The following is a 23,060-nucleotide window of genomic DNA, read 5'->3' on the forward strand; positions in this document are numbered from 1 at the left end:
GAGCATTTATGCAGGAACACCAGGTTACCGGCAGCGATGCCGATTTTTCCGGGGCAGGCGGAACCAATCCATTGGTTTCTGCCGCGAACCCGCTACTCAATGCGATAGTGCAGATCCGCCATTCGGTGTCTCACGACGACCAGAGCGGCCTGCGCCAGCGCCTGATTGATGAAATTCGCCGCTTTGAGGTGCGTTGTCAGAAGGCGGGACTAAGTTATGAAACCATTGTCGGCGCCCGCTACTGCCTGTGTACTGCGCTGGATGAAGCGGCCTCGCTCACGCCCTGGGGCAGTCGCGGCATCTGGTCAGGCAGCGGTCTGCTGGTGACTTTCCATAACGAAACCTGGGGTGGCGAAAAGTTCTTCCAGTTACTGGCGCGTCTGTCCCAGAATCCGCGCCAGCACATCGAACTGTTGGAGCTGATTAATTTCTGTCTGCTGCTGGGCTTTGAAGGGCGCTACCGGGTTATGGATAACGGTCGTACTCAACTGGATACCATCAAACAGCGCCTGGGGCAGATGATTCGGGGGGTACGCGGCAGCTATCCGCCTCCACTCTCTCCACATCCGGAAGATCAGCCGGTGATGGGCAAGCTGTGGCGTCCGGCGATACCGCTATGGGCCTGTGCGGCGCTGGCGGGATTCCTGGCCTGTCTGTTTTACATCATTCTCAACTGGCGTCTGGGCGATGCCACCAGTCCGGTACTGGCGAAGATCTATCAGACGCCGCTGCCGGAAACCAAAATCCAGAAACCCGCGGAGCCGCTTCCGGCTGTGCTGGATCTGCGCGGATTTCTGCGCCCGGAAATCGAAGAGGGGCTGGTGGCGGTTCGTGATGAAGCCGATCGCAGCGTGGTGATTCTGAAAGGAGACGGTCTGTTCGCTTCCGCATCTACTGTGGTGCGCGATCGCTACGAAGCGGTCATCAACCGCATCGCTCAGGCGATGAATAACGTCAGCGGCCGGATTCTGGTGATCGGCTACAGCGATAACCTGCCGATTCGCAGCGCCCGCTTTGCATCAAATTACGAACTTTCCCTGGCCCGCGCCGAATCGGTACAGAGCATGTTGCGCAAACATCTCTCGCAGCCAGACCGCGTTAAAGCGGAAGGGCGGGGCGAAATGGATCCCGTTGCGCCGAATAACTCGGCGGCGAATCGCGCCCTTAATCGTCGCGTAGAGATCACCCTGCTGGTGGCGCCGGGCACTACCCAGGCGGAGTTGAACGGGATGTCGCAAGGAAACTAAGCATGCTGAATACACTCATCGCAATTCTGACTAACCGTCTGCTCTGGGGCTTCCTGGGGGCCACTGCGGTGGCGGCGGTCATCTGGATGATTGGGCCGCTGATGTCTATTGCCGACACCCGTCCCCTGGAGTCCACGCAGAATCGGGTGATCAGCATCGGGCTGATCTATCTGATCTGGATCCACAGCCACCTGGTACCCAGGCTGTATAATGCCTGGCTTAACCGCAAACTGGTGGATAACCTTAACAGTGGCAAAGCCGCTGCGCAGGGAGAAGACGGCGCGGATCGTAAGCGCCTGAATAATGAAGAGGGCATTCTGGCCGATCGCTTTGACGAGGCGGCGCAGATTCTGAAGAAGGCCCACTTCAGCCAGAAGGATAAGCGCAGCGCGCTCTGGTCGCAGCGCTTCAGCAGCCAGTACCTCTATCAACTTCCCTGGTATGTGATTATCGGAGCGCCGGGCTCCGGTAAAACCACGGCACTGGTCAATTCCGGGCTACAGTTCCCGCTGGCGGATCGCTTTGGCCGCACGGCGCTGCGCGGCATTGGTGGCACCCGCAACTGCGACTGGTGGTTCACTAACGAAGCCGTATTGCTGGATACCGCCGGACGTTACACCACTCAGGAGAGCGAGCAGGCGCGGGACGCCAGCGAATGGCTCGATTTTGTCGGTCTGTTGCGCAAATATCGCCGCCGCCAGCCGATTAACGGCGTGATCGTCACCATCAGCGTCAGCGATCTGCTGACTCTGTCGCCGGAAGCCCGCGAACAGCAGGCGGTAAGCATGCGCCAGCGTCTGGCGGAACTGCATGAACAGCTCGGTATCCGTTTCCCGGTGTATGTGCTGGTGACTAAAGCTGACCTTCTGAAAGGGTTCCGCGACTATTTCGCCAGCTTTGATAAAGCGCAGCGCGACCAGATCTGGGGTTTCACCTTCCCCTGGGAGCAGACAAAGCAGGCGGGTTTTGATGTGATGGGGGCGCTACATCAGGAATACGCCCTGTTGCAGCAGCGTCTGGAAGCCGGACTGCCGGATACCCTGCTGAATGAAAGCGATTCCCAGGCCCGCGCCAACAGCTACCTGTTCCCACAGGAGTTCGCGGCGCTGCGCCCACTGCTGACCGATTTTCTGGGCACGGTGTTCGCCCGCTCGAACTTCGAGACCCAGTTTTCGCCGCGCGGCATATACTTCGCCAGCGGCACTCAGGAAGGGCTGCCGTTCGACCGGGTGATGGGCAATCTTAACCGGGCACTGTCGCTGCCCACCGGCGGTGATAACGGCGGTGACTGGGATTCGGTCAGCAAAGAAGCGCCCATTCCCGGCGCTAAAGGGCAGAGCTTCTTTATTAAAAACCTGCTGCATAACGTGATATTCCGGGAAGCGGGCATTGCCGGTCATAACCGCTGGTGGGAGCTGCGCAGTCGAGCGCTGCTCTGGTCTGGCTACGCGGCGTTGCTGGCACTGCTGGTGATTCTGGGCGCCCTGTGGCTGATTAGTTATGGCAAAAATCGCAGCTATCTGGATGAAGTGGATGCCAAAGTCCCGGGGATAGAACAGCAGAGCCGGGAGTTGCAGCAGCAGAATCAGCGCGATCTCTATTCCATGCTGCCGCTGCTTAACGGTCTTGTCACGCTGCCCCACAGCGATGCTTTTGACGTTAACGATCCACCGCTGGCGCGCCGTATGGGGCTGTATCGCGGTTTCGACGTCAGCGACGCTTCGCAGTCGCTCTACCAGAAAGCGCTACAGCAGATGCTGATGCCGGAAGTCGCGCAGCGCATTACCAGCTGGCTGCGCAGCGACGACGGCAGCGACGTGGAGTATAGCTATGAAGCGCTGAAGGCATACCAGATGCTCTACCAGCCGAAACACTACGACGGTAAATTCCTGCACTCCTGGGTGATGCTGAACCTGCAACGCAATTTGCCGCAGAACATCACCCGCGAGCAACTGGCCCAGCTTTCCGGCCACTTGCGTCAACTGCTGGAGCCGCAGATTCAGTCTTCGCCCTGGGAAAAAGACGACGCGCTGATCGCCAGAGAGCGGACGCTTATTAATCAGAACCCGCTGGCGACCCGGGTATATGGCCGACTGAAACGCCTTCTGGAGCGAGATGATGGGCTAAAGCCAGTATCGCTGGCCACTCTGGGGGGGCCCCAGAGCGAACTGGTCTTTTCCCGTAAAAGTGGCCAGCCGGTCAGCGACGGAGTTCCGGGGCTCTATACGCCGGATGGCTACTGGAACCACTTTAATGGCCAAATTGCCAGTGTTGCTGCCGATCTGCACAACGACGATGCCTGGGTGCTGGGCGTCAGCGGCCCTCAGGAATACAAACAGCAGACCGATAACGCGGTGCGCCAGCTCTATATGCGCGACTTTATCGCTCACTGGGACAACTATCTCGCCGATATTCAGCTCAATAACAGCGCCGACCTCTCCCAGCGAATCAACGCTGCGCGGGTGCTTTCGGGCAGTAACTCGCCGCTGCGACGGATGGTGATTAACCTCGGCAAAGTGCTGACCCTGTCGCGCAACGCTCCTCAGGTAGACGGCCAGGCCGACGCCGAACAGAAGAGCAGTAAGGCGACGCAAACGCTGGAAGCGCTGTTTCACAGCGACGGCGATGCAGCGCAGGGAGCGGCGGCCGCTCAGACCCCGGAACAGCTGGTGACCGAACATTATGCGCCCATTATCGAACTGGCTCAGCCGCTGGAAAAGGGCGGCAAAACCATCGTGCTGGACGACTTCCTGCGCCAGCTTGATGAGCTGTACCGCTACCTGACGTCGGTACAGGATGCCGCCAACAGTGGTATGCCCGCGCCGGGTGGCGAGGCCATCAGCCGACTCCAGGCCAGCGCCGGGCGTCTGCCCGGTAGTTTTAAAACCATGTTCAGCGGTATGGCGGTGGGTGCCAGCAGCGATACCCAGCGTCGAGAACTGGAAAACATGCGTAAGCGCGTGAATGTTGAAGTGGGCGGCTTCTGCCGTCAGGCCATCGCCGGTCGCTACCCGCTGGTGCGCTCAGCGCGCAGTGAAGTGACGCCGGACGATCTGGCGAAAATGTTCGCGCCGGGCAATGGAATGATGGACAGCTTCTTCCGGGACAATCTGGCCAACAAGGTAGATACCACACGCTCTAACTGGCGATTTATGCCGGGCATCGACGGTAAAACCCTGCCGGGTAGCGAAGGCCTGTTACGGCCCTTCCAGCAGGCGCAGTACATCCGTGATGCTTTCTTCGCCGGTAATGCTACCGCGCCTTCCTTCCGGGTGACGATTCGTACCCTGGAGATGGATAACAGTGTTCTGAACATGACTCTGGACGTGGATGGCCAGCAGTTACAGTACAGCCACGGCCCCCAGGCTTCGCGTCTGGTGAGCTGGCCCGGGCCTGGTGGCAGTAACCAGGTGCGTATGCAGTTGGGGCTGGCAGATGGCACCACGGCAACGCTGGTCACTAACGGCCCCTGGGCGCTTAACCGCTTCTTCGATCGGGCCCGCCAGTCGGCTGGTAGCAACAACCTGAGCCGCAGGGCCAGCTTTACGGTAGACGGACATCACGTCTCCCTGGAATTTACGCCTAACAGTATCCGTAACCCTTTCCGGTTGCCCGGCTTCTCATGCCCATAACGACAAGGACAGGAGAATGAGTCACTACCCTGCGATTAGCTGGTACGGGAAATTGCCCAGTGCCGGTGACTTTTTACAGCGCCGGTTCCCCGACGCCCTGCAACGCCAGTGGTCGCACTGGTTCCAGGTAGGGCTACTGAACTGGCAGGAAGAGGCGCAACGCAACGACGGTGAGCAACGTTTTGGCAGCGCACCGGTGTGGAATTTTGTGGTGCCGCCGATGCTCGGCGGCCAGCAGGTACAGATGGGCTGCCTGCTTCCCGGTCGCGACAGCGTGGGGCGTAAGTATCCCATCTGCGCGCTTTGCGCCTTTAACCCGGCGGACTGGTCGCCGCAGCAACTGGCGCTGGCGGAAGAGTGGTATCGCCAGTTGGGGCGGACGCTATTGCATGCGGTTCGCAACGGCTATTCATCCAGCCAGCTGGATGAAGCGCTGCTGTCAATTCCCGCGCCGCAACTGCCGTCGGACGAGCAGCGTTCAGACATTCTGGATGTGATTGGTTACGACGATGCGCCTGCGACCCTGAGCTGGCGCCAGGCGGCAGACTGCTTCGATCCCCAGCGGCAGACCAGTTTCTGGTGGACTAACCGCAGTGATGGTTATCCGCTCTACACCCACGTTCACAGCGGTAATTTCACTGCACAGCTTTTTTCGCTGCTGTTCGACCCTGCCGGTGGCGCCCGTCCGGGTCGCCATGGGCTTTATCCGCCGATGTTTGAATAGGTTGTGTCATGAATATTGAAGATTTCCTGACCCCGGTTAGCGAATCGCAGCCGTGCGGCGAAAACCTGGAGTACGACGCCGACTTCATGGCGATGGAGCAGGCCAGCAAAGGTAAAGCGGAACAGCAATTTGGCGACACCATTATCCCGGCTGAACCGGCAGACTGGAGTCGGGTGGAAAAACTGGCGTCGTCACTGCTGTCCCGCACTAAAGATTTGCGGGTGATGCTGGCGCTGACCCATGCCTGGACCCGCCGCCGCGGGCTGGAAGGCTATGCCGACGGCCTGTTACTGATTGAGCGCGCCATCACGCAGTGGTGGAGTGAACTTTATCCGCAAATGATAGATGACGGCGAGGAGGATCCTTTTTATCGGATTAGCGCACTGGCGTCATTAGGCGACCGTTCGGCACTGAGCGGCGCGCTGCGTCAGTCGGTGCTGTTAAGTGCCGGCAGCGATGTATTGACGCTACGCGATGCGCAGGCGCTGCTCGACGGCAGCCGTACCGAGTGCCCGGAGTATCCGGGTGGTCGGCCGCGTCTGGAAGAAGAGCTGGCGCGCGGCGGACAGCCGGGTGTTGAAGCGCTACTGATGATCCATCAGCGCCTGGAAACGCTGCGTCAGTACCTGATCGAACAGCTTGGGCAGGGGGGCGTACCGGAAATGGAAGAGCAACAGAAGCTTATCGGCACCATCGTTGCCGCCAGCCAGGGGAATCGCCCGGTGGAGCCAGCCGAGCCGCAGGCCGAACCGGCGCAGTCATCCGCGCCCGCCCCTGCGGCAGCGCCGACGCCGGTAGCGGACTGGCGCAGCGTATCGCTGGCTACCCGTGACGACGCCCAGCTGATGCTGGAAAAGGTTAAACAGTATTTCGCCCGTCATGAACCCAGCCATCCGGCTCCGCTCATGATTGAGCGGGTTCAGCGGCTGATTGAGATGGATTTTATGGACATTATCCGCGACCTGGCGCCAGACGGCGTCAATCAACTGGAAAATATCTTTGGACGCCGTGATTAATCGCGTCCGCCCGTTATGGCGGCAGTCTTCGGCTCGCCGCCGCCACACTTCACCGCGCATATTCGACGGAGAACAGCATGCCAACCAATAAATCCAGTGGGCAGAAATTTATCGCCCGTAATCGCGCGCCGCGCGTACAGATTGAGTACGACGTGGAGATTTACGGCGCGGAGCGCAAGATTCAGCTTCCTTTTGTGATGGGGGTGATGGCGGATCTGGTGGGGAAACCCGTTGACCCGCTGCCGGCCGTGGAAGATCGCAAATTCCTTGAGATCGACATCGATAACTTTGATGAGCGCATGAAGGCGCTGAAGCCGCGGGTGGCTTATCAGGTGGATAACACCCTGACCGGCGACGGTAAGCTGAACGTCGAGCTGACCTTTGAAAGCATGGAGGATTTCCAGCCGGATGCGGTGGCGCGCAAGGTCGAGCCGCTCAACAAACTGTTGGAAGCCCGTACTCAGCTTTCCAATCTGCTGACCTATATGGATGGCAAAAACGGCGCCGAAGAGCTGATCGCCAAAGTGCTGAAGGATCCGACGCTGCTGAAGGCGTTGAGCCAGATGCCGAACAAAGATGAGCCGTCGCAAGGTAACGGAGAGTAATCTATGAGCAAATCATCACAACAGCAGAGTTCGCAGGCTCAGTCCCAGGGATTCAGCACCGATGAGTTCAGCTCTCTGCTGAATAAAGAGTTCCGTCCGAAAACCGACCAGGCGCGTTCAGCGGTGGAAAGCGCGGTTAAAACCCTGGCAGAACAGGCACTGGAAAGCACGGTGACGGTCTCTTCGGATACCTATCGCACCATTCAGAATCTGATCGCCGGTATCGACGAGAAGCTTTCCCAGCAGATTAACCAGATTATCCACCATGAAGAGTTCCAGAAACTGGAAAGCGCATGGCGCGGGCTGAGTTATCTGGTCAACAACACCGAAACCGACGAGATGCTGAAAATCCGCTTTATGAGCATCTCCAAGAAAGAGCTGGGCCGTACCCTGAAGCGCTACAAAGGGGTGGGCTGGGATCAGAGCCCGATCTTCAAGAAAATCTACGAAGAAGAGTACGGCCAGTTCGGTGGCGAACCGTTTGGCTGCCTGGTGGGTGACTACTACTTCGACCATGGCCCGCAGGATGTTGAGCTGTTGGGGGAAATGGCGCGCATCGGCGCGGCGGCCCACTGCCCGTTCATTGCCGGTACATCGCCGGATGTGATGCAGATGGAGTCCTGGCAGGAGCTGGCGAACCCGCGCGATCTGACCAAAATCTTCCAGAACACCGAATACGCCGCCTGGCGCAGTTTGCGTGAATCGGAAGATGCCCGCTACCTGGGGCTGGCCATGCCACGCTTCCTGGCGCGCCTGCCGTACGGCATTCGTACCAACCCGGTGGACAGCTTCGACTTTGAAGAAGAAACCGATGGCGCCAGGCACGGCAACTACACCTGGGCTAACTCGGCTTACGCTATGGCGGCCAACATCAACCGCTCCTTTAAAGAGTTCGGCTGGTGTACCTCTATTCGCGGCGTGGAGTCCGGAGGCGCGGTGGAAAACCTGCCCTGCCATACCTTCCCGAGCGATGATGGCGGCGTGGATATGAAATGCCCAACCGAAATCGCCATCAGCGATCGCCGCGAAGCGGAACTGGCGAAGAATGGCTTTATGCCGCTGGTTCACCGCAAGAACTCTGACTTTGCTGCTTTTATCGGCGCCCAGACGCTGCAAAAACCGGCGGAATACCACGATGCGGACGCCACTGCCAACGCGCGCCTGGCTGCGCGTCTGCCCTATCTGTTCGCCTGCTGCCGCTTCGCGCATTACCTGAAGTGCATCGTGCGCGACAAGATAGGCTCCTTCCGCGAACGCGAAGAGATGGAACGCTGGCTGAACGACTGGGTGATGAACTACGTGGACGGCGATCCGGCTAACTCCTCGCAGGAAACCAAGTCCCGTAAACCACTGGCGGCGGCCGAAGTTCAGGTTCAGGAGATCGAAGATAACCCGGGTTATTACAGCGCCCGTTTCTTCCTGCGCCCTCACTATCAGCTGGAAGGGCTGACCGTCTCTCTGCGCCTGGTTTCTAAACTACCGTCGCTGAAAACCAAAGAAGCGTAATTCGTTCTCATATTTTGATATTTGAATTCGGTGGGGCTGTTTATCAACGCCCGCCGTTTATCCTGGCTATGCGCAGCATTAACCAGGAAATGAGGCAGAGGTGAAATATGGATGGTTTATGCCCCATGCTTTCCCGCTTGCCATAGATACTCGTCATATTTCAGGGCGCATCTTTATCTGGCTGCTTTTGCTCACTCCGGTCGCATAGTACGGCTATGTGACCGGAGATTCACTCAACTGCCGCCGCGATGCAACTTGAATTATTTAGAGTAGAAACGCTTTTTCACAAGCAATAACTGTCACTTAATGAAGAGTAGGTATTATGGCTATTGATATGTTCCTGAAAGTCGAAGGCGTGACGGGGGAGTCGAAAGATTCTAACCACAGCGGCTGGACCGATATCACGTCTTTCTCCTGGGGGGCTTCCCAGCCGGGTAATATGGGCGTGGGTGGCGGTGGCGGCACCGGTAAAGTGAACTTTAACGACCTGCACGTTAACGCGCTGATCGATAAATCCACTACGGCGATTCTGAAGCACTGCGCCAGCGGTAAGCACATCACTAAAATTGAGCTGTCTGTATGTAAAGCCGGTGGCCAGCAGGTGGAGTATTCCCGCATCACGCTGGAAGAAGTGCTGGTGACTTCCGTGCAGTACACCGGCGCGGAAAACGGCGACACCGTGGGTGTGACCTACGCTTTCCAGGCCGCGAAAGTGAAGCAGCAGTACTGGGAGCAGACCTCCTCCGGCGGTAAAGGCGCGGAAAGCAGCGCGGGCTGGAACATCAAAGAAAACCGCGAAGCGTAATCCCGCGTCTGACCGGTTCCCCTCTCCATGCCATGGAGAGGGGCGTTATATCCCTTTTCTTCCCCTGTTCCCTCAAATGCCGCGGTTTTCTCCGAGAGCCGCGACCTTTGAGCGCCGTAACGACCAGGCAGGACAAGACTATGCGATTTACCATCACCACCTTTAAACCCGGCAATCAGCCGCCTCAGAGCAGCTTTGAGTTTTCCGCGCCGGGCGGCACCATTGGCCGCGGTACCGATAACAACCTGGTTTTGCCGGACGGCGATCGCGCTATTTCCCGGCTTCAGGCCATCGTCCATATTTCGGCGGACGGTGAATGCCGCATTACCAATCGCGGCAACGTGACCCGGGTACTGCTTAACGATATTCCGCTGGAGCGGGGGCGTCAGGTGGAGCTACAGGACGGCGATATCATCGGTATTGATGAGTATCGGCTGACCGTGAGCGATCCACGCTCGGGAGAGTCGCAAAGCGCGCCGCTAAAGCCAGCGGCGGTGCAACCTTCTCAACCTGCGACACAGCCTCAGAGTGCCCCGACAGAGAGCGCTCCTACGGCGGTTCCGACCGAAATCTGGGACAGCCTGATGCAGGAGTTTTCGATCTCTGACAGCATCTCCAGCAACCGTCGCGCGGATCCAGAGCCTCAGGGTGTACCGGAAAATCCCTTCCATGCCCCCAGAGAACCGGAGCGTAATCCGGAGGATCCTCTGGCGCACTTTAACGGCGATAGCGACGAGCCGTTGTTCGAATCGAAGCCTGTCGCCACCGATAAGCTGTTCAGCGACGAAGAGCTATTCAGCGGCGACAGCATTCTGAAAGATGCTACGCCGTCCACTCTGCAGCAGCCGGAGTCCGGACGTCAGCCGGCAACAGAGCAGGAACCCGCGGACGGAGAGCTCGATCCGCTGGCGCTGTTTGGCTCAGGCGATGCCAAAGCGTCCGCCAGTCGCAGCACCCGCCATGACGATCCCCTGGGATTGCTGGGCGGTACGCCGTTGACTCATCCGGACGATTTAGCGCCGGAACACGCGAGCGCTACGGCGCCCGATCCGGCACCAGAGGCGACGCCTGAACACAGATCGGAGCCGGAGCGCGACGAAATGCCACTGGCTTCGCTTAGCGACTCGCCGCTGTTTGCCGATGAGCCTGCCGCGCCGCCGGTTCAGCCACCCCTCACCAGTGCGCAACAGCAAGCGCCGTCTGCGTCGCCGGAAGCCCCGCACACCGATATCCCGCTGCCCGAGCCTCATGCGGTTCAGCATCGGGCTGGCGCCAACACCAGTGGTCGCCTGCGTATCGATCCCGTTGCCGCCGCGCCGCGTGCGGTAAAAGTGGGGGAGGCGACTCCTGCCGCCGGTGGTGATGTGCTGCAGGGCGAACTGCTGGAAGCCCTGCTGGAGGGGATGGGTCTTAGCGATATGCAGCCGGTACCGCAGTTCGACTGTGACAATATGCGCCAGCTCGGCCAGATGCTCAGCATGTTTTCTCAGGGGACGGTGGCGCTGCTCTCGTCGCGCTCGATTCTTAAGCGCGGTGTAAAAGCCGATATGACCATGATCCTCGATGACGCCAACAACCCCTTTAAGCTGCTGCCTTCCGGTAAAACCGTACTGATGCAGATGTTCGGCTCTCGTATGCCGGGCTTTATGGAGCCTAAAAAATCGGTACGCGATGCACTGATTGATCTTCAGGCCCATCAGTTAGGCATGATCTCCGGCATTCGCGCCATTATCGCCGCCATGCTGCAGTCATTTAATCCGGAACAGCTGGAAGAAGAGGCGAAGCGTGAAGGTACCGCCTCGCGGCTGGCGCTGCCGGGGAGCCGTAAGGCCGCATTGTGGGACTATTTTGTCCGCCAGTATGGTGCCACCGCCGGTGAAATCGAAGACGACTTCCATACGCTGTTCGGCGAAGCTTTCCTGCACGCTTATGACATGGAAGTGAATCAGTACAAAGACTCCCAGAGCGGATCGGAAGGAGAATGATGAATATCACAACGGCCTCACTTTCCCGGCAGGGCGCCCGCGCCAGTAACCAGGATCAGACCGGTGAGACCATCGGCGACCGCTCGGCCTGCTTTGTGGTGTGCGACGGCATCGCCGGTGCGCCCGGCGGCGATGTGGCGGCCCGCCTGGCGCGGGATGCCATTCTGTCGCGCTTTGACGGTGAAGATCACCTCAACGCCCAGCATATTCGCGACTATGTCAATCATGCGAATCAAACCATTCGCGACGCTCAAAAAACAGAGCCTGAGCATCAGCGGATGGGTACGACGCTGGTGTCGCTGTTTATCGACCGCGACTACGAGCTGGCTTACTGGGCTCATGCGGGAGACAGCCGTCTGTATCTGTTTCGCCGCGGCTGGCTGTTTCACGTCACCACCGACCATAGCCTGATTCAGCAGATGAAAGATGCCGGACACCAGACGGAAGGCATCAACAGCAACCTGCTCTATTTTGCATTAGGTATGGGGGAAGACGAACGGGAAGCCAGCTACAGCGATGTGGTACCGATCGAAGACGGTGATGTCTTTTTACTGTGTACCGACGGTTTCTGGCACGGCGTGAGCGAAGCGCAGATGAAGCAGTCACTGCATATGGTCAGTAACCCTCAGGAGTGGTTGACCCTGATGGATCAGCTGCTGCAAAAAAATGCCGGGGCAGCGCCGGACAAACAGGATAACTACAGCGCCGTGGCTATCTGGGTGGGAGCCCCCCAGGAGACGACGTTGCTGCACTCGCTCAGCGATGCGGCGCAGTTCTTTCCCCTTCGCGACTGATTGTTAACAAGGACTTTTATGAAACTTTGGCTTGCGGGGCTGGCCCTGATGGCAGCGTCTACCGGCGCCTGGGCGATGGACTATCGTATTGTTCAGTCTCCTTCCCAGAAACTGGATGTCTGGATCGATAACGTAGCGGGCAAAAAGCCTGAAGCCTGGTGCGGCAATGCGCTGACGCTGCGTATTGTCACCGGCGGCAGGAAAGATCCCGAGGCACTAAAAGCCTTTATGCCGCGTCTGGGGATGCTGCTGGCGAAGCAGTGCTCCGCGCTTTCGCGCATTGACTGGCATCTGGAGGATGAGGCGGGCAAGCGACTGGCGGAAGGAAGCGCCAGCCAGGCAGCGAAATGGGCGTTGAAGGTAGAAGCCGATACGCCACTGCCTGACCCTGAAACGCTCTCTCCGCCAGCTTCCCGCGTGCAGCCGCAAACCTTCACGCTGAAGTCGGGCTGTCGGGTTCGTACCTTCTGGCCGCAGAGCGGGGCGCTGTTTATTCCTGAAAGGGGCGATAGCTGCAAAAAAGGCGAATGGCTGAATCAGCGCGGGCGGATGGCGGAGCACGACGTAGCCTTTGTCCAGGGCTATCCGGTGTCCGGGCTGAGTGAAAAAGCGCCGATCAACAACCTGAAAGTTAGCGCCGTCAGCCGCGAACGGCTGGTGGTGAGTGATGAACGGTCGCCCCGGAGCTGGATGATTCTGCCCTGGTCGGCGCCGGTTAACGGCTGGCGAATCCAGGGAACCGTGGCGGTCGAGATGACCCGCCATCAGGCGCAAGACGCCGCTGAACTGGAAGCGCGCCTGAAGGAAGTGCGTAAGGTCTGGTCGGCGTATCTTCCGCCCGGAACTACCCTGACGGTTCAGTTGATTGAAGAACTTCACCCCCGACTTCGCGATCCTGCGGCGGGTGCTTATCGCACCCTGAAGTAACAGGAGATTTAATGATGTATACCCTGGAACAACAGCTGGCGGGTCACTCACTCGCCGACGCTCTGGCAGCAATAGAAAGCGACATTAAAGCCAGACCTGCGGATGCCGACCTGCGTGCCGCCTTTGTACAGCTGCTGTGCCTGGCGGGAAACTGGACCCGTGCCGCCACCCAATTGAAAAGCTGGCTGGCGCTAAAGCCCGCCGCTCAACCGACGGTCACGCTGCTGGAACAGGCAATTACCGGAGAACTGCAGCGTGAGGCGGTGATGACAGGTGCGGCCGTGCCGGATATGCCGGTAACCCAATGGCCCTGGCTACAGGAGATGGCGAATGCTCTGACGGCAAGTACCGATGATGCCGCGGCGCTGCGCAATAAGGCGCTGGACTGCGCCGAGGTGAATCCCGGTACGCTCAGTGAACAGAGTCAGGAGCCCTGCGACTTTGACTGGCTGATGGATGGCGATGCTCGTCTGGGGCCGGTTTGCGAGCTTATCGTCAACGGCAAATATTGCTGGTTGCCGTTCAGCGCCATTGAAGAGATGCGTTTCCAGGCGCCGGAAGGGGCTATCGATCTGGTGTGGCGCCATACCCTGGTGCGGCTGGTGGATGGCAGCGAGCAGGTGTGCCAGATCCCGGCCCGTTATCCGCTGGCGCCTGGTGCCGCCGACCGCTTTTTGCTGGGGCGCGCCACCGAATGGCAGGCCCTGGATGCGGAGGGGATTCACTATCTGGGCCAGGGGCAGAAGGTGTGGCTGAACGCCGATGGCGAATTCCCGCTGCTGACTCTGGAAACTCTGGCCTTCCACAGCGGTAGCGATAGCGATGAGTGATTCATACCGCCATGGCAGCGACGATCTGCTGCGCGGCGGTTATCGCCACCGCCGCAGTCAGGAGCTGATCGCCTCGCGCGATAAAATGCAGCCTTCGCTGCTGGATCGCCTGACCGACGATCAGCCCCAGAAGCGGCTGGAGCCGGTCAACAGCAACCTGCTTTCCCACAGCGCCCTGCGGCGCCGGGTGCTGCGCGATCTGCAGTGGTTATTTAACACCATCAATAACGAATCCCAGTTGGATATGCGCGGCGCCGACCACGTACAGCGCTCGGTCTGTAATTTCGGTGTAGCGCCTCTGGCGGGCAAAAGAATGTCGGAGATCGAATGGTCGGATATTCAGCGCAAACTGACCGAAGCGATCCTGCATTTTGAACCCAGGATCCTACCCCAGGGATTACAGGTGCGCTGTATTTCCGATCCGCGCTCGCTCGATCTGCACAATGTGCTGTCGATCGAGATCAAAGGGCGCCTGTGGTGCGTGCCCTGGCCGCTGGAGTTTCTGTTTCGTACCGATGTGGATCTGGAAAACGGCCACTTTGAACTGAAAGATGTGGGGTAAGCGTGGACAGTAAACTGCTTGACTACTACAACCGCGAGCTGGCCTGGCTGCGCGAAATGGGGGCGGAGTTCGCTGAGCGTTACCCCAAGGTGGCCGGCAGACTCGGCATGCGCGGTATCGAGGTGGCGGATCCTTACGTTGAGCGCCTGATGGAAGGCTTCGCCTTTCTGACCTCCCGCGTACAGCTCAAGATGGATGCTGAATTCCCGCGCTTTTCCCAGCGCCTGCTGGAGATGATCGCTCCAAATTATCTGGCGCCGACCCCCTCGATGGCGATTGCTGAACTGCAGCCGGATATTGGCAAAGGCGATCTGAGCAACGGCTTCATGGTACCGCGTGGCACCATGATGGACAGCCAGACTCTGAAGAAGAACGGCGTTACCTGCAGCTATACCACCGCCCACGATGTGAACCTGCTGCCGCTGCGCATCGAGCAGGTGGAGCTGGGCGGTGTGCCCGCCGATGCGCCACTCAGCCAACTGGGGCTTAACCAGCGTGGCGCCGCCAGTGCCCTGCGTATCCGTATCGCCTGCGACGGCCCTATGTTGCTGACTCATCTGGATTTCGACCGCCTCGATTTGTTCCTGAGCGGCCCGGATATTCAGGCGCTGAAGCTGCTGGAGCTGCTGATGCAGCATCAGGTGGGCATTTTCTGTCAGAGCGTGGAGAAAAGGCCGCAGCGCATGGTGCTGGGCGACGACGCTCTGCGCCAGGAAGGTTTTGAGGCCGACCAGGCGCTGCTGCCGGACGATCTGCGCAACTTCGACGGCTACCGGCTGCTACAGGAGTATTTCGCCTTCCCGGCCCGCTTCCAGTTCATCAGCATCAGCCAGCTACGCGGCCTGCTTAAGCGCTGCGCCGAAGCCCGGGCCTTTGAGATTGTGATTCTGCTGGATAAGAGTGAAGGCCCTCTGGAGCGGGTGGTGGATCGCAGCCATCTGGCTCTGCACTGCACGCCGGTGATTAACCTGTTCCCCAAAGTTGCGGCGCGCCAGAAGATTGACGATTCGCGCAGCGAATGCCACCTGGTGGTGGATAACATTCGCCCTCTCGATTATGAAATTTTCGCTGTGAATAAAATCTGGGCCAGCTCAGAAGGGCGGCGCGAAGAGCAGATCTTCCGCCCCTTCTGGAGTACCTGGAGCCGGGACGACGGCGACTACGGCGCCTATTTTTCCCTGCGTCGCGAACAGCGCGCGCTTTCCGAACAGGCCCAGCGTTATGGTACCCGTACCGGCTATATCGGTTCAGAGGTCTTCGTTTCGCTGGTGGATGAAAGCCATACGCCGTGGCGCGATGACCTGCGCTACATCACCGCCGAAGTGCTGTGCACCAGCCGCGATCTGCCGCTGATGCTTCAGCAGGATATTGGCCAGTTTGTCCTTCCTGATTCCATGCCGGTACGCGGCCTGACCATGCGTCGTGGCCCGACGCCGCCACGCCCGGGTCTCGCAGAAGGGCTGAGCAGCTGGCGCCTGATTAGCCAGCTACAGATGAACTACCTGAGTCTGGTGGACAGCCAGGATGGCGAAGGCGCCGCATCGCTGCGCCAGCTACTGGGGCTTTATGCCCGGCTGGCGGAAGCCCCTGTCGCCCGGCAGATTGAAGGAATTCGCCACTGCCGGTTAAGCCCGGTGCATCGTCGGGTGCCGGAGCCGGGGCCGATAGTCTTTGCCCGGGGAACCGGTATTGAGATGACGGTGGATGAGCAGGCTTTTTCCGGATCCAGCCCCTGGCTGTTTGGCAGCGTGCTGGAGCGTCTGTTCTCGCGACTGGTGGCGATGAACAGCTTTACGGAATTCACGCTGAACAGCCAGCAGCGCGGCGAAGTCGGCTACTGGGGGCCGCGGATGGGGAAAAGGGCGCTGATATGAGTGAAGCCATTGCGGGTGCTTCCCCCATTCAGCGTCTGACCCGACTGCCGGACGATTTCTGGCAGCAGGTCACGGCTGCGCCCTGGCGTTACGACCTGTTCCAGCTACTGCGCCGTCTGGATGCCCAGGGCGGGCAGCGCTATCCGCTCGGCCGGGCGCCGCTGCCGCGCTTCGAGCCGCTGCGTATTGGCCAGAAGCCGTCGATGGCCTTTGCGCCTTCCACCCTGGCGGATGCCAGCCGACGCGAAGGATCGTCGCTTTATGATGTTTCAATCTTAAGCTTTGGACTGTTCGGCCCCAACGGCCCACTACCGGTTCATCTGACCGAATATGTCCGCGAGCGTATCTGGCATCACCAGGACGATACCCTGAGCGCCTTTGCCGATCTGTTCCACCATCGTCTGACCCTGCTGTTTTACCGGGCATGGGCGGATGCCCAGCCCACGGTGTCGCTGGATCGCGGCGATAATAAACGCTTTGAACGCTACCTGGCCTGTCTGATTGGTATGGGGCAGCCGGGGCAGATGGAAAAGGGCAGCCTGAGTCAGCACGCCCGCTACACTCTTGCAGGCCATTTGACGCGGCACGGGCGCGATGCTGAAGGGCTACAGAAAATCCTGCGTCACTATTTTGGCGTGCCGGTACGGTTGGTAGAAAACGTGCCCCAGTGGATGCCACTGTCGCGCCGCGAGCAGGCGCGCCTGGGGGCCGGGCGCCACTCTCCTCGCCTGGGGGAATCCGCTTTCCTGGGGGAAGCGGTGCGTGACGTTCAGCATAAATTCCGTATTGAAATCGGCCCGCTTACGCTGGAACAGTATCGCCGCCTGCTGCCGGGGGAGCCGGACGTGACGGCGCTGCGCGACTGGGTGCGCCAGTACCTGGGCATTGAGTACCAGTGGGAGATGTGCCTGATCCTGCGCGCGCAAGAGGTTCAGGGCGTGACGCTGGGGGGCGAAGGCCGCCTGGGCTACAGCGCCTGGCTGGGGTATCAGCCCACCCCTGAACCGCGCGGGGATCTGCAGTTTAGTCCGGAAGATTGAGCAATGATATTAAAGGATATTAAGAGGTAGCATGCATACGTTAGACTCTAACCGTCTGACACAGTTAGTTAAAGATATTAAAGAGTTAGCTTTATCTCTTGGTCTGGAATATTTATCAAATCATTCATCAAGGCATCGCTTTTTTTCAGAAATAGAAAAACTTACTTCATATGTTGAGAATGAAGTAAAGATTAATTGTATGTCCCTGAATGGTGCAATCAACATTCTTAATAAAGAGCTGGATTTTCTCAAAGAGCAAAGGTTTAGAATAGTATCGGGTAGGGCTATTCAGTATGCTAAAATGGAGAAAATCAAAATCGATCGAGGTATGAATATTGCACTGAAGCAGGTTGGGTTTATTGGAGGCGGAACTCAGGTTGTTGCTGGTTATGGCGTATGTGCAGCTTCATTGGGATTTGCCTGCGCTGCGTTTGGCTCGCCATTGATTGCTCACGGATTAAATAATGTGTATGAAAATGGACATTATCTTTTGTTTAGAAAGGATAAGGTAGGATTTGCTCGCGGAGCGTATCGATATGTTGCAGGGAAATTAGGATTTAGCGATAAGGATGCTGATTATGCATACTATGGCGTTGATCTTGCTTTATCTGCATATGGTATGGGAAGAAATGTTTTAAGAGAAGACTCCTTTCGTTTATTTAAACATATAAATAATGATTTTATTGTTGGCTGGCGCGAAATGGGAAAGGTACCTTTGCTTACAGAGATATCTGTTGATGGCGCAACGTCTTATGGAATATATAAAATGTCACAGGAAGGGAAATAAATCATGTATGATGATATTATTCTAACCCAACCAGGGGAGTGGGTGGGTTGGGCTTATTTTTTACTGTCGACAATTTTGTTGGTTGTCTTTTTAAAGATTAAGTCAAAACAGCAAGTGCTTCCCTCTTTAATAAAAGTTGTTTCTTTTATTCTTATTCTTATTCTTGCTGTTGCTCAGTTTTTTGCTTTTAGATTTGGATTGTCCGGAATTTATGATTTTTTCGGATATTTTCCCCAGGATTCACTCTATATTCGTTATGCAGCCCTGTTTTTTTGCTGTGGATATGCTTTTTCTCTCCCTGTTCGTAATATTCAGCATCAGTGACATTCATAGCCCTTACCGGGTATATCAGATAATCGGAACTTCACATGTCAGAAATCAGCCGCGCCGTACTGTTCGGCAAACTGGATACGCTGTTATTTACCGCGCTTGAGAGCGCCACCGCCTTCTGTAAGCTGCGCGGCAACCCGTATGTGGAGCTGGCCCACTGGCTGCATCAACTGATGCAGCAACAGCAGGGCGACCTGCAGCAGCTTATTCAGCACCTTGCGCTGGACGAAGAGGCGCTGGCCCGCGATATCGTGGCGGCGCTGGACCAGTTGCCACGCGGTGCCAGTTCGGTGTCCGATCTCTCTGAACATATCGATAGCGCCGTGGAGCGCGCCTGGATTTACGGTTCGCTGAAATTTGGCGTCAATCGTATTCGCGGCGGCCACCTGCTGATCGGTATTCTGAAAACCTGGAGCCTGGCCAGCGTGCTGCGTGGCATTTCGCCGCAGTTCGAACGACTGAGCGCCGATGCGCTGATCGACAACTTCGACGAGGTCTTTGCCGGTAGTAAAGAGGAACAACAGGCGGCGGCTGGTTCGGAAGAGGCAGCACCTGTCGCAGGGAAGGGAGCGCTGGCACAGTATGGCCAGGATCTGACTGCCCGGGCGCGGAATGGCGAAATCGATCCGGTGGTGGGGCGCGATGAAGAGATTCGCCAGATGGTGGATATTCTGATGCGCCGCCGCCAGAACAACCCGCTGCTGACCGGCGAAGCCGGTGTGGGAAAAACCGCGGTGGTGGAAGGACTGGCTCGCCGTATCGCCGCTGGCGATGTGCCCGAGCCGCTGCGTAATATTCAGCTGTGGCTGCTGGACATAGGCATGCTCCAGGCCGGGGCAGGGATGAAAGGCGAGTTCGAAGCACGACTGCAATCACTGATTAACGAGGTACAGTCCAGCGCCACGCCGGTGGTGCTGTTTATCGATGAAATCCACACCCTGATCGGGGCTGGCGGCCAGCAGGGAACCGGCGATGCTGCAAACCTGTTGAAGCCGGCGCTGGCCCGCGGCCAGCTGCGCACCATTGGTGCTACCACCTGGGCGGAATACAAAAAATACATTGAAAAAGATCCGGCGCTGACCCGCCGCTTCCAGACCGTGCAGGTGGCGGAGCCGGATGAAGAAAAGGCGGCGCTGATGTTACGCAGTACCGTTCCGGCGCTGGAAAAACACCACCGGGTGCTACTGTTGGATGAAGCGGTAAGCGCCGCCGTGAAGCTTTCGCATCGCTATATTCCGGCGCGCCAGCTGCCGGATAAAGCCGTGGCGCTACTCGATACCGCCTGCGCCCGGGTTGCGGTCAGTCAGAGCGCGCCGCCGCCACAGCTGGAAGCCTGTCAGCAGCGCATCGCCGCGCTGGAAGTGGAAAAAGAGATCGCCGGGCGCGAGGTGAAGGTCGGCGTCGGCGATCCAGACCGGATCAAGGCTCTGGAGGCAAAGCTTGCGGACGAGCAGGTGCAACATGAGGCACTGACCCAACGCTGGCAGCAGGAGCGTGCGCTGGTGGACGAGATTATCGCGCTGCGTGGGGAATTACAGCAGGCCGAAGAAGAAGATGCACTGGCGGAGATTCGCGCCACGCTGGATGCGCGTCAGCAGGCGCTGAACGAGCTGCAGGGTGAAGCGCCGCTACTGTTTGCCGCCGTGGACGCAAGCGTTGTGGCAGCAGTGGTTTCCGACTGGACCGGCATCCCGCTGGGCCGCATGGTCAAAAATGAGATCGACTCGGTGCTGAATCTGGCCGATACCCTGAACCAACGGGTTATCGGCCAGCGTCACGGTCTGGAGCAGATCGCCCGCCGGGTGCGTACCGCCCGGGCGCGGCTGGACGACCCCAATAAGCCGGTGGGCGTCTTTATGCTGTGCGGCCCGTCCGGCGTGGGGAAAACTGAAACTGCCCTGGCGCTGGCGGAGTCGCTGTACGGCGGCGAGCAGAACGTGATTACCATCAATATGAGTGAATTCCAGGAGGCGCACACCGTCTCTACCCTGAAGGGAGCGCCTCCGGGTTACGTCGGTTACGGCGAAGGCGGCGTGCTGACCGAAGCGGTGCGGCGTCGGCCCTACAGCGTGGTACTGCTGGATGAGATAGAAAAGGCGCATCCGGACGTGCATGAAATCTTCTTCCAGGTCTTCGATAAAGGCTGGATGGAGGATGGCGAAGGCCGTCACATCGATTTCCGTAACACCATTATTATTCTGACCTCCAATGTCGGTACCGATCTGATTAGCGCCATGTGCGCCGATCCTGAACTGATGCCGGAGCCAGAGGCGCTGACCGGCGCCCTGCGCCAGCCGCTGCTGCAGGTCTTCCCACCGGCGCTATTGGGGCGTCTGCTGGTGGTGCCTTACTACCCACTGAGCGATGCCATGCTGGCGGAGATTGTGCGCCTGCAACTGGGGCGCATTCAGCGCCGCCTGCTGGAAAATCACGGCATCGAAACCGAGGTGGACGACAGCGTAACGGCCCAGGTGGTTCAGCGCTGCACCGAAGTCGAGTCCGGCGGTCGTATGGTCGACGCCATTCTTACCAACACCCTGCTGCCGCAGATAAGCAAAATGCTGCTGACCGGAAGTCGACAGGCAGAAAAATACCGGCGCCTGCGCATTACCTTCGAACAGGGTGATTTTCAGTATCAGTTTTCGGCGTAATCGCCATCATCAGGAGAGTTTTCCACTATGCCGGATCGTGAAAACAAGCGCAGCGTGCCTGGCGCGCTGCCGCCCGGATATCGCTTCAACGAGTTTGAGATCGAAGAGGTGATTGGCGGAGGCGGCTTTGGCATTGTCTATCGCGCAAAGGATCACCAGCTTGAACGTACCATCGCCATTAAGGAATTTATGCCGGCCACTCTCGCGATGCGCGGCGAGGATATGCGGCTGGTACTGCGTAGCCAGCGTTTCAGCAAGGCTTTCCAGGCCGGACTGAACAGCTTTATTCAGGAGGCGCGGCTGCTGGCGCGCTTTAACCACCCGAATCTGCTGCATGTGCTGCGCTTCTGGGTACAGAACGATACCGCCTATATGGGCACGGTATTCTACAGCGGCACTACGCTGTCGCGTCTGCGGGAACAGCACCCGGAACAGATTGACGAAGCGTGGATCCGCCGGACCCTGCCGATGCTGCTGGGTGCGGTGAAAACCATCCATGACGAAGGCTGCCTGCATCGTGACATCTCGCTGGATAACATCCAGATCCAGGATAACGGCCTGCCGGTGCTGCTCGATTTCGGTTCGGCGCGCCGCAGTATCGGTAATGTGTCGGACGAAACTGAAACCATGCTGCGTCCTGGTTTCGCGCCCATTGAGCAGTACACCGATGATAACGAAAGCGAACAGGGGCCCTGGACAGATATTTATGCGCTGGGCGCGGTGCTTCATACCCTGATCGTTGGCGCGCCGCCGCCGGTCAGTGTGGTGCGCAGTATTCAGGATAGCTATCAGCCGCTGGCGGAACTGCGCCCTGAAGGTTATTCGCTGCCGCTGCTGCAGGCGGTGGACCGTGCCCTGGCGCTGCATATTGAGGATCGCCCCCGTTCGGTGGATGAATTTGCCGCGCTGATTGATATGGCGGTGGCGGACGTTGAAGAGGTCGCCAGCGTCAGGTCTGCCAGCACCATGCTGGCGGTGGTCGAAGAGGAAGAAGAGCCCGAAGCGGAGGTGCGCCCGGCGTGGTATCCACTGTGGCAGCGTTACAAGCTGCCGGGCATGGTGGCCGCGGGTGTGCTGGTGGGGCTGCTGGTGGGCGGCCTGATGTTCGGCGGCAGCGATGCGCCGCAAGAGGGCGCTGTCGAACCCGCCGTGGCCGACACGCAGCCCGCACCGCCTCCGGCGGCGAAGGTCGATAAACCCGCCGCTGCGCCATCCACTGACCCTGTTGCCAGGGTGCTGGTTCGCATGGCAAAAGAGGATGAGCTACGGGTCAACGATGAACCGCGCAAAGTACAGGTCAGCGAGGGCATAGCCGCGCTGGATCTGCCGCCTGGCCAGTATCGACTCAGTCTGGAAGGCCAGAGCCAGACGTTGAATATCGACCAGCCGGGTACCTGGCTGGTTAATCTTAAGGGTTAATTTTCTGACGCGCGGCCCTGTTGCCGCGCGCCTCTTTTCTATTCGGGACTCGCTTCTATGCTAGATCGCATTACCGTCCAGTTGCCCGTCCCCGGGCTGCTTTTCTGGAAACTTTCCGGGCGCGAGGCGCTCTCGGAGCCGTTTGAACTGAGCGTCACGCTGCTGGGCAGCGATGCACGTATTGACCGCAGCAGCCTGCTGGGCCAGCCGATAACGGTAACCCTCCCGACCCGGTCGCTGATGGGTAAGCGTTACCTGAACGGTAAGGTGACCCGGGTGGCGGTCAGCGCGGTGGAGCTGGGCGGTACCCGCTATGCGGAGTACCG

The 23,060-nt window shown here is 58.7% G+C and carries 19 protein-coding genes; all 19 read left to right on the plus strand.

What is annotated here, in order from left to right; genetic code table 11:
• Positions 1 to 8: 8 nt before the first annotated feature.
• Positions 9 to 1,247 (plus strand): DotU family type VI secretion system protein, encoded by a 1,239-nt coding sequence (locus V3W49_RS18355; RefSeq protein WP_500147445.1) that lies wholly within the window; start codon positions 9 to 11, stop codon positions 1,245 to 1,247.
• 2 nt (positions 1,248 to 1,249) lie between these two features.
• On the plus strand, positions 1,250 to 4,879 hold the full coding sequence (tssM, locus tag V3W49_RS18360; RefSeq protein WP_500147446.1) for a type VI secretion system membrane subunit TssM: 3,630 nt from the start codon (positions 1,250 to 1,252) through the stop codon (positions 4,877 to 4,879).
• A 16-nt stretch (positions 4,880 to 4,895) separates the two neighbouring features.
• The gene (tagF, locus tag V3W49_RS18365; RefSeq protein ID WP_500147448.1) at positions 4,896 to 5,603 is read left to right on the plus strand and encodes a type VI secretion system-associated protein TagF; all 708 of its coding nucleotides are present in this window, start codon (positions 4,896 to 4,898) and stop codon (positions 5,601 to 5,603) included.
• 8 nt (positions 5,604 to 5,611) lie between these two features.
• Positions 5,612 to 6,619 (plus strand): type VI secretion system protein TssA, encoded by a 1,008-nt coding sequence (gene tssA / locus V3W49_RS18370; RefSeq protein ID WP_500147449.1) that lies wholly within the window; start codon positions 5,612 to 5,614, stop codon positions 6,617 to 6,619.
• A gap of 77 nt (positions 6,620 to 6,696) precedes the next feature.
• Positions 6,697 to 7,224: a type VI secretion system contractile sheath small subunit gene (tssB, locus tag V3W49_RS18375; protein ID WP_500147450.1), complete on the plus strand. Its 528-nt coding sequence runs from the start codon at positions 6,697 to 6,699 to the stop codon at positions 7,222 to 7,224.
• Between the two features lie 3 nt (positions 7,225 to 7,227).
• A complete protein-coding gene (gene tssC, locus V3W49_RS18380; protein WP_500147451.1) occupies positions 7,228 to 8,730 on the plus strand; it encodes a type VI secretion system contractile sheath large subunit in 1,503 nt (500 codons plus the stop codon).
• A gap of 322 nt (positions 8,731 to 9,052) precedes the next feature.
• Positions 9,053 to 9,535 (plus strand): Hcp family type VI secretion system effector, encoded by a 483-nt coding sequence (locus V3W49_RS18385; protein WP_500147453.1) that lies wholly within the window; start codon positions 9,053 to 9,055, stop codon positions 9,533 to 9,535.
• A 140-nt stretch (positions 9,536 to 9,675) separates the two neighbouring features.
• Entirely contained in the window at positions 9,676 to 11,520 is a 1,845-nt protein-coding gene (tagH, locus tag V3W49_RS18390; protein WP_500147454.1) for a type VI secretion system-associated FHA domain protein TagH, read from the plus strand.
• Positions 11,520 to 12,314 (plus strand): PP2C family protein-serine/threonine phosphatase, encoded by a 795-nt coding sequence (locus V3W49_RS18395; RefSeq protein WP_500147472.1) that lies wholly within the window; start codon positions 11,520 to 11,522, stop codon positions 12,312 to 12,314. The genes tagH and V3W49_RS18395 overlap by 1 nt, the downstream gene beginning before the upstream one ends.
• A gap of 18 nt (positions 12,315 to 12,332) precedes the next feature.
• A complete protein-coding gene (locus V3W49_RS18400; protein WP_500147456.1) occupies positions 12,333 to 13,241 on the plus strand; it encodes a hypothetical protein in 909 nt (302 codons plus the stop codon).
• Between the two features lie 14 nt (positions 13,242 to 13,255).
• A complete protein-coding gene (locus V3W49_RS18405; RefSeq protein ID WP_500147474.1) occupies positions 13,256 to 14,071 on the plus strand; it encodes a type VI secretion system accessory protein TagJ in 816 nt (271 codons plus the stop codon).
• A complete protein-coding gene (gene tssE / locus V3W49_RS18410; RefSeq protein ID WP_500147457.1) occupies positions 14,064 to 14,633 on the plus strand; it encodes a type VI secretion system baseplate subunit TssE in 570 nt (189 codons plus the stop codon). The genes V3W49_RS18405 and tssE overlap by 8 nt, the downstream gene beginning before the upstream one ends.
• Positions 14,634 to 14,635: 2 nt before the next feature.
• Complete coding sequence (gene tssF, locus V3W49_RS18415; protein ID WP_500147458.1) at positions 14,636 to 16,507, plus strand: type VI secretion system baseplate subunit TssF; 1,872 nt, start codon at positions 14,636 to 14,638, stop codon at positions 16,505 to 16,507.
• Positions 16,504 to 17,547 (plus strand): type VI secretion system baseplate subunit TssG, encoded by a 1,044-nt coding sequence (tssG, locus tag V3W49_RS18420; protein ID WP_500147460.1) that lies wholly within the window; start codon positions 16,504 to 16,506, stop codon positions 17,545 to 17,547. The genes tssF and tssG overlap by 4 nt, the downstream gene beginning before the upstream one ends.
• A 31-nt stretch (positions 17,548 to 17,578) precedes the next feature.
• Entirely contained in the window at positions 17,579 to 18,334 is a 756-nt protein-coding gene (locus V3W49_RS18425) for a DUF4225 domain-containing protein (protein WP_500147461.1), read from the plus strand.
• Positions 18,335 to 18,337: 3 nt separating this feature from the next.
• The gene (locus V3W49_RS18430; RefSeq protein WP_500147463.1) at positions 18,338 to 18,658 is read left to right on the plus strand and encodes a hypothetical protein; all 321 of its coding nucleotides are present in this window, start codon (positions 18,338 to 18,340) and stop codon (positions 18,656 to 18,658) included.
• A gap of 44 nt (positions 18,659 to 18,702) precedes the next feature.
• A complete protein-coding gene (tssH, locus tag V3W49_RS18435) occupies positions 18,703 to 21,315 on the plus strand; it encodes a type VI secretion system ATPase TssH (RefSeq protein WP_500147465.1) in 2,613 nt (870 codons plus the stop codon).
• Positions 21,316 to 21,342: 27 nt separating this feature from the next.
• Complete coding sequence (locus tag V3W49_RS18440; RefSeq protein WP_500147466.1) at positions 21,343 to 22,734, plus strand: serine/threonine protein kinase; 1,392 nt, start codon at positions 21,343 to 21,345, stop codon at positions 22,732 to 22,734.
• 57 nt (positions 22,735 to 22,791) lie between these two features.
• A partial coding sequence (locus V3W49_RS18445; RefSeq protein WP_500147467.1) for a contractile injection system protein, VgrG/Pvc8 family occupies positions 22,792 to 23,060 on the plus strand: 269 nt, incomplete at its 3' end.

The organism is Rosenbergiella sp. YN46, from assembly GCF_036620675.1.
Taxonomy (GTDB): domain Bacteria; phylum Pseudomonadota; class Gammaproteobacteria; order Enterobacterales; family Enterobacteriaceae; genus Jejubacter.

What these genes read in the sequence shown, in the direction of transcription:
- V3W49_RS18425 (WP_500147461.1), top strand. Translation starts at nt 17,579, where the DNA reads ATGCATACGTTAGACTCTAACCGTCTGACACAGTTAGTTAAAGATATT.
- tssE (WP_500147457.1), top strand. Translation starts at nt 14,064, where the DNA reads ATGAGTGATTCATACCGCCATGGCAGCGACGATCTGCTGCGCGGCGGT.
- V3W49_RS18355 (WP_500147445.1), top strand. Translation starts at nt 9, where the DNA reads ATGCAGGAACACCAGGTTACCGGCAGCGATGCCGATTTTTCCGGGGCA.
- tssM (WP_500147446.1), top strand. Translation starts at nt 1,250, where the DNA reads ATGCTGAATACACTCATCGCAATTCTGACTAACCGTCTGCTCTGGGGC.
- tssC (WP_500147451.1), top strand. Translation starts at nt 7,228, where the DNA reads ATGAGCAAATCATCACAACAGCAGAGTTCGCAGGCTCAGTCCCAGGGA.
- tssG (WP_500147460.1), top strand. Translation starts at nt 16,504, where the DNA reads ATGAGTGAAGCCATTGCGGGTGCTTCCCCCATTCAGCGTCTGACCCGA.
- tssA (WP_500147449.1), top strand. Translation starts at nt 5,612, where the DNA reads ATGAATATTGAAGATTTCCTGACCCCGGTTAGCGAATCGCAGCCGTGC.
- V3W49_RS18405 (WP_500147474.1), top strand. Translation starts at nt 13,256, where the DNA reads ATGTATACCCTGGAACAACAGCTGGCGGGTCACTCACTCGCCGACGCT.
- tagH (WP_500147454.1), top strand. Translation starts at nt 9,676, where the DNA reads ATGCGATTTACCATCACCACCTTTAAACCCGGCAATCAGCCGCCTCAG.
- tssB (WP_500147450.1), top strand. Translation starts at nt 6,697, where the DNA reads ATGCCAACCAATAAATCCAGTGGGCAGAAATTTATCGCCCGTAATCGC.
- V3W49_RS18400 (WP_500147456.1), top strand. Translation starts at nt 12,333, where the DNA reads ATGAAACTTTGGCTTGCGGGGCTGGCCCTGATGGCAGCGTCTACCGGC.
- tagF (WP_500147448.1), top strand. Translation starts at nt 4,896, where the DNA reads ATGAGTCACTACCCTGCGATTAGCTGGTACGGGAAATTGCCCAGTGCC.
- V3W49_RS18395 (WP_500147472.1), top strand. Translation starts at nt 11,520, where the DNA reads ATGAATATCACAACGGCCTCACTTTCCCGGCAGGGCGCCCGCGCCAGT.
- V3W49_RS18385 (WP_500147453.1), top strand. Translation starts at nt 9,053, where the DNA reads ATGGCTATTGATATGTTCCTGAAAGTCGAAGGCGTGACGGGGGAGTCG.
- tssH (WP_500147465.1), top strand. Translation starts at nt 18,703, where the DNA reads ATGTCAGAAATCAGCCGCGCCGTACTGTTCGGCAAACTGGATACGCTG.
- V3W49_RS18430 (WP_500147463.1), top strand. Translation starts at nt 18,338, where the DNA reads ATGTATGATGATATTATTCTAACCCAACCAGGGGAGTGGGTGGGTTGG.
- V3W49_RS18440 (WP_500147466.1), top strand. Translation starts at nt 21,343, where the DNA reads ATGCCGGATCGTGAAAACAAGCGCAGCGTGCCTGGCGCGCTGCCGCCC.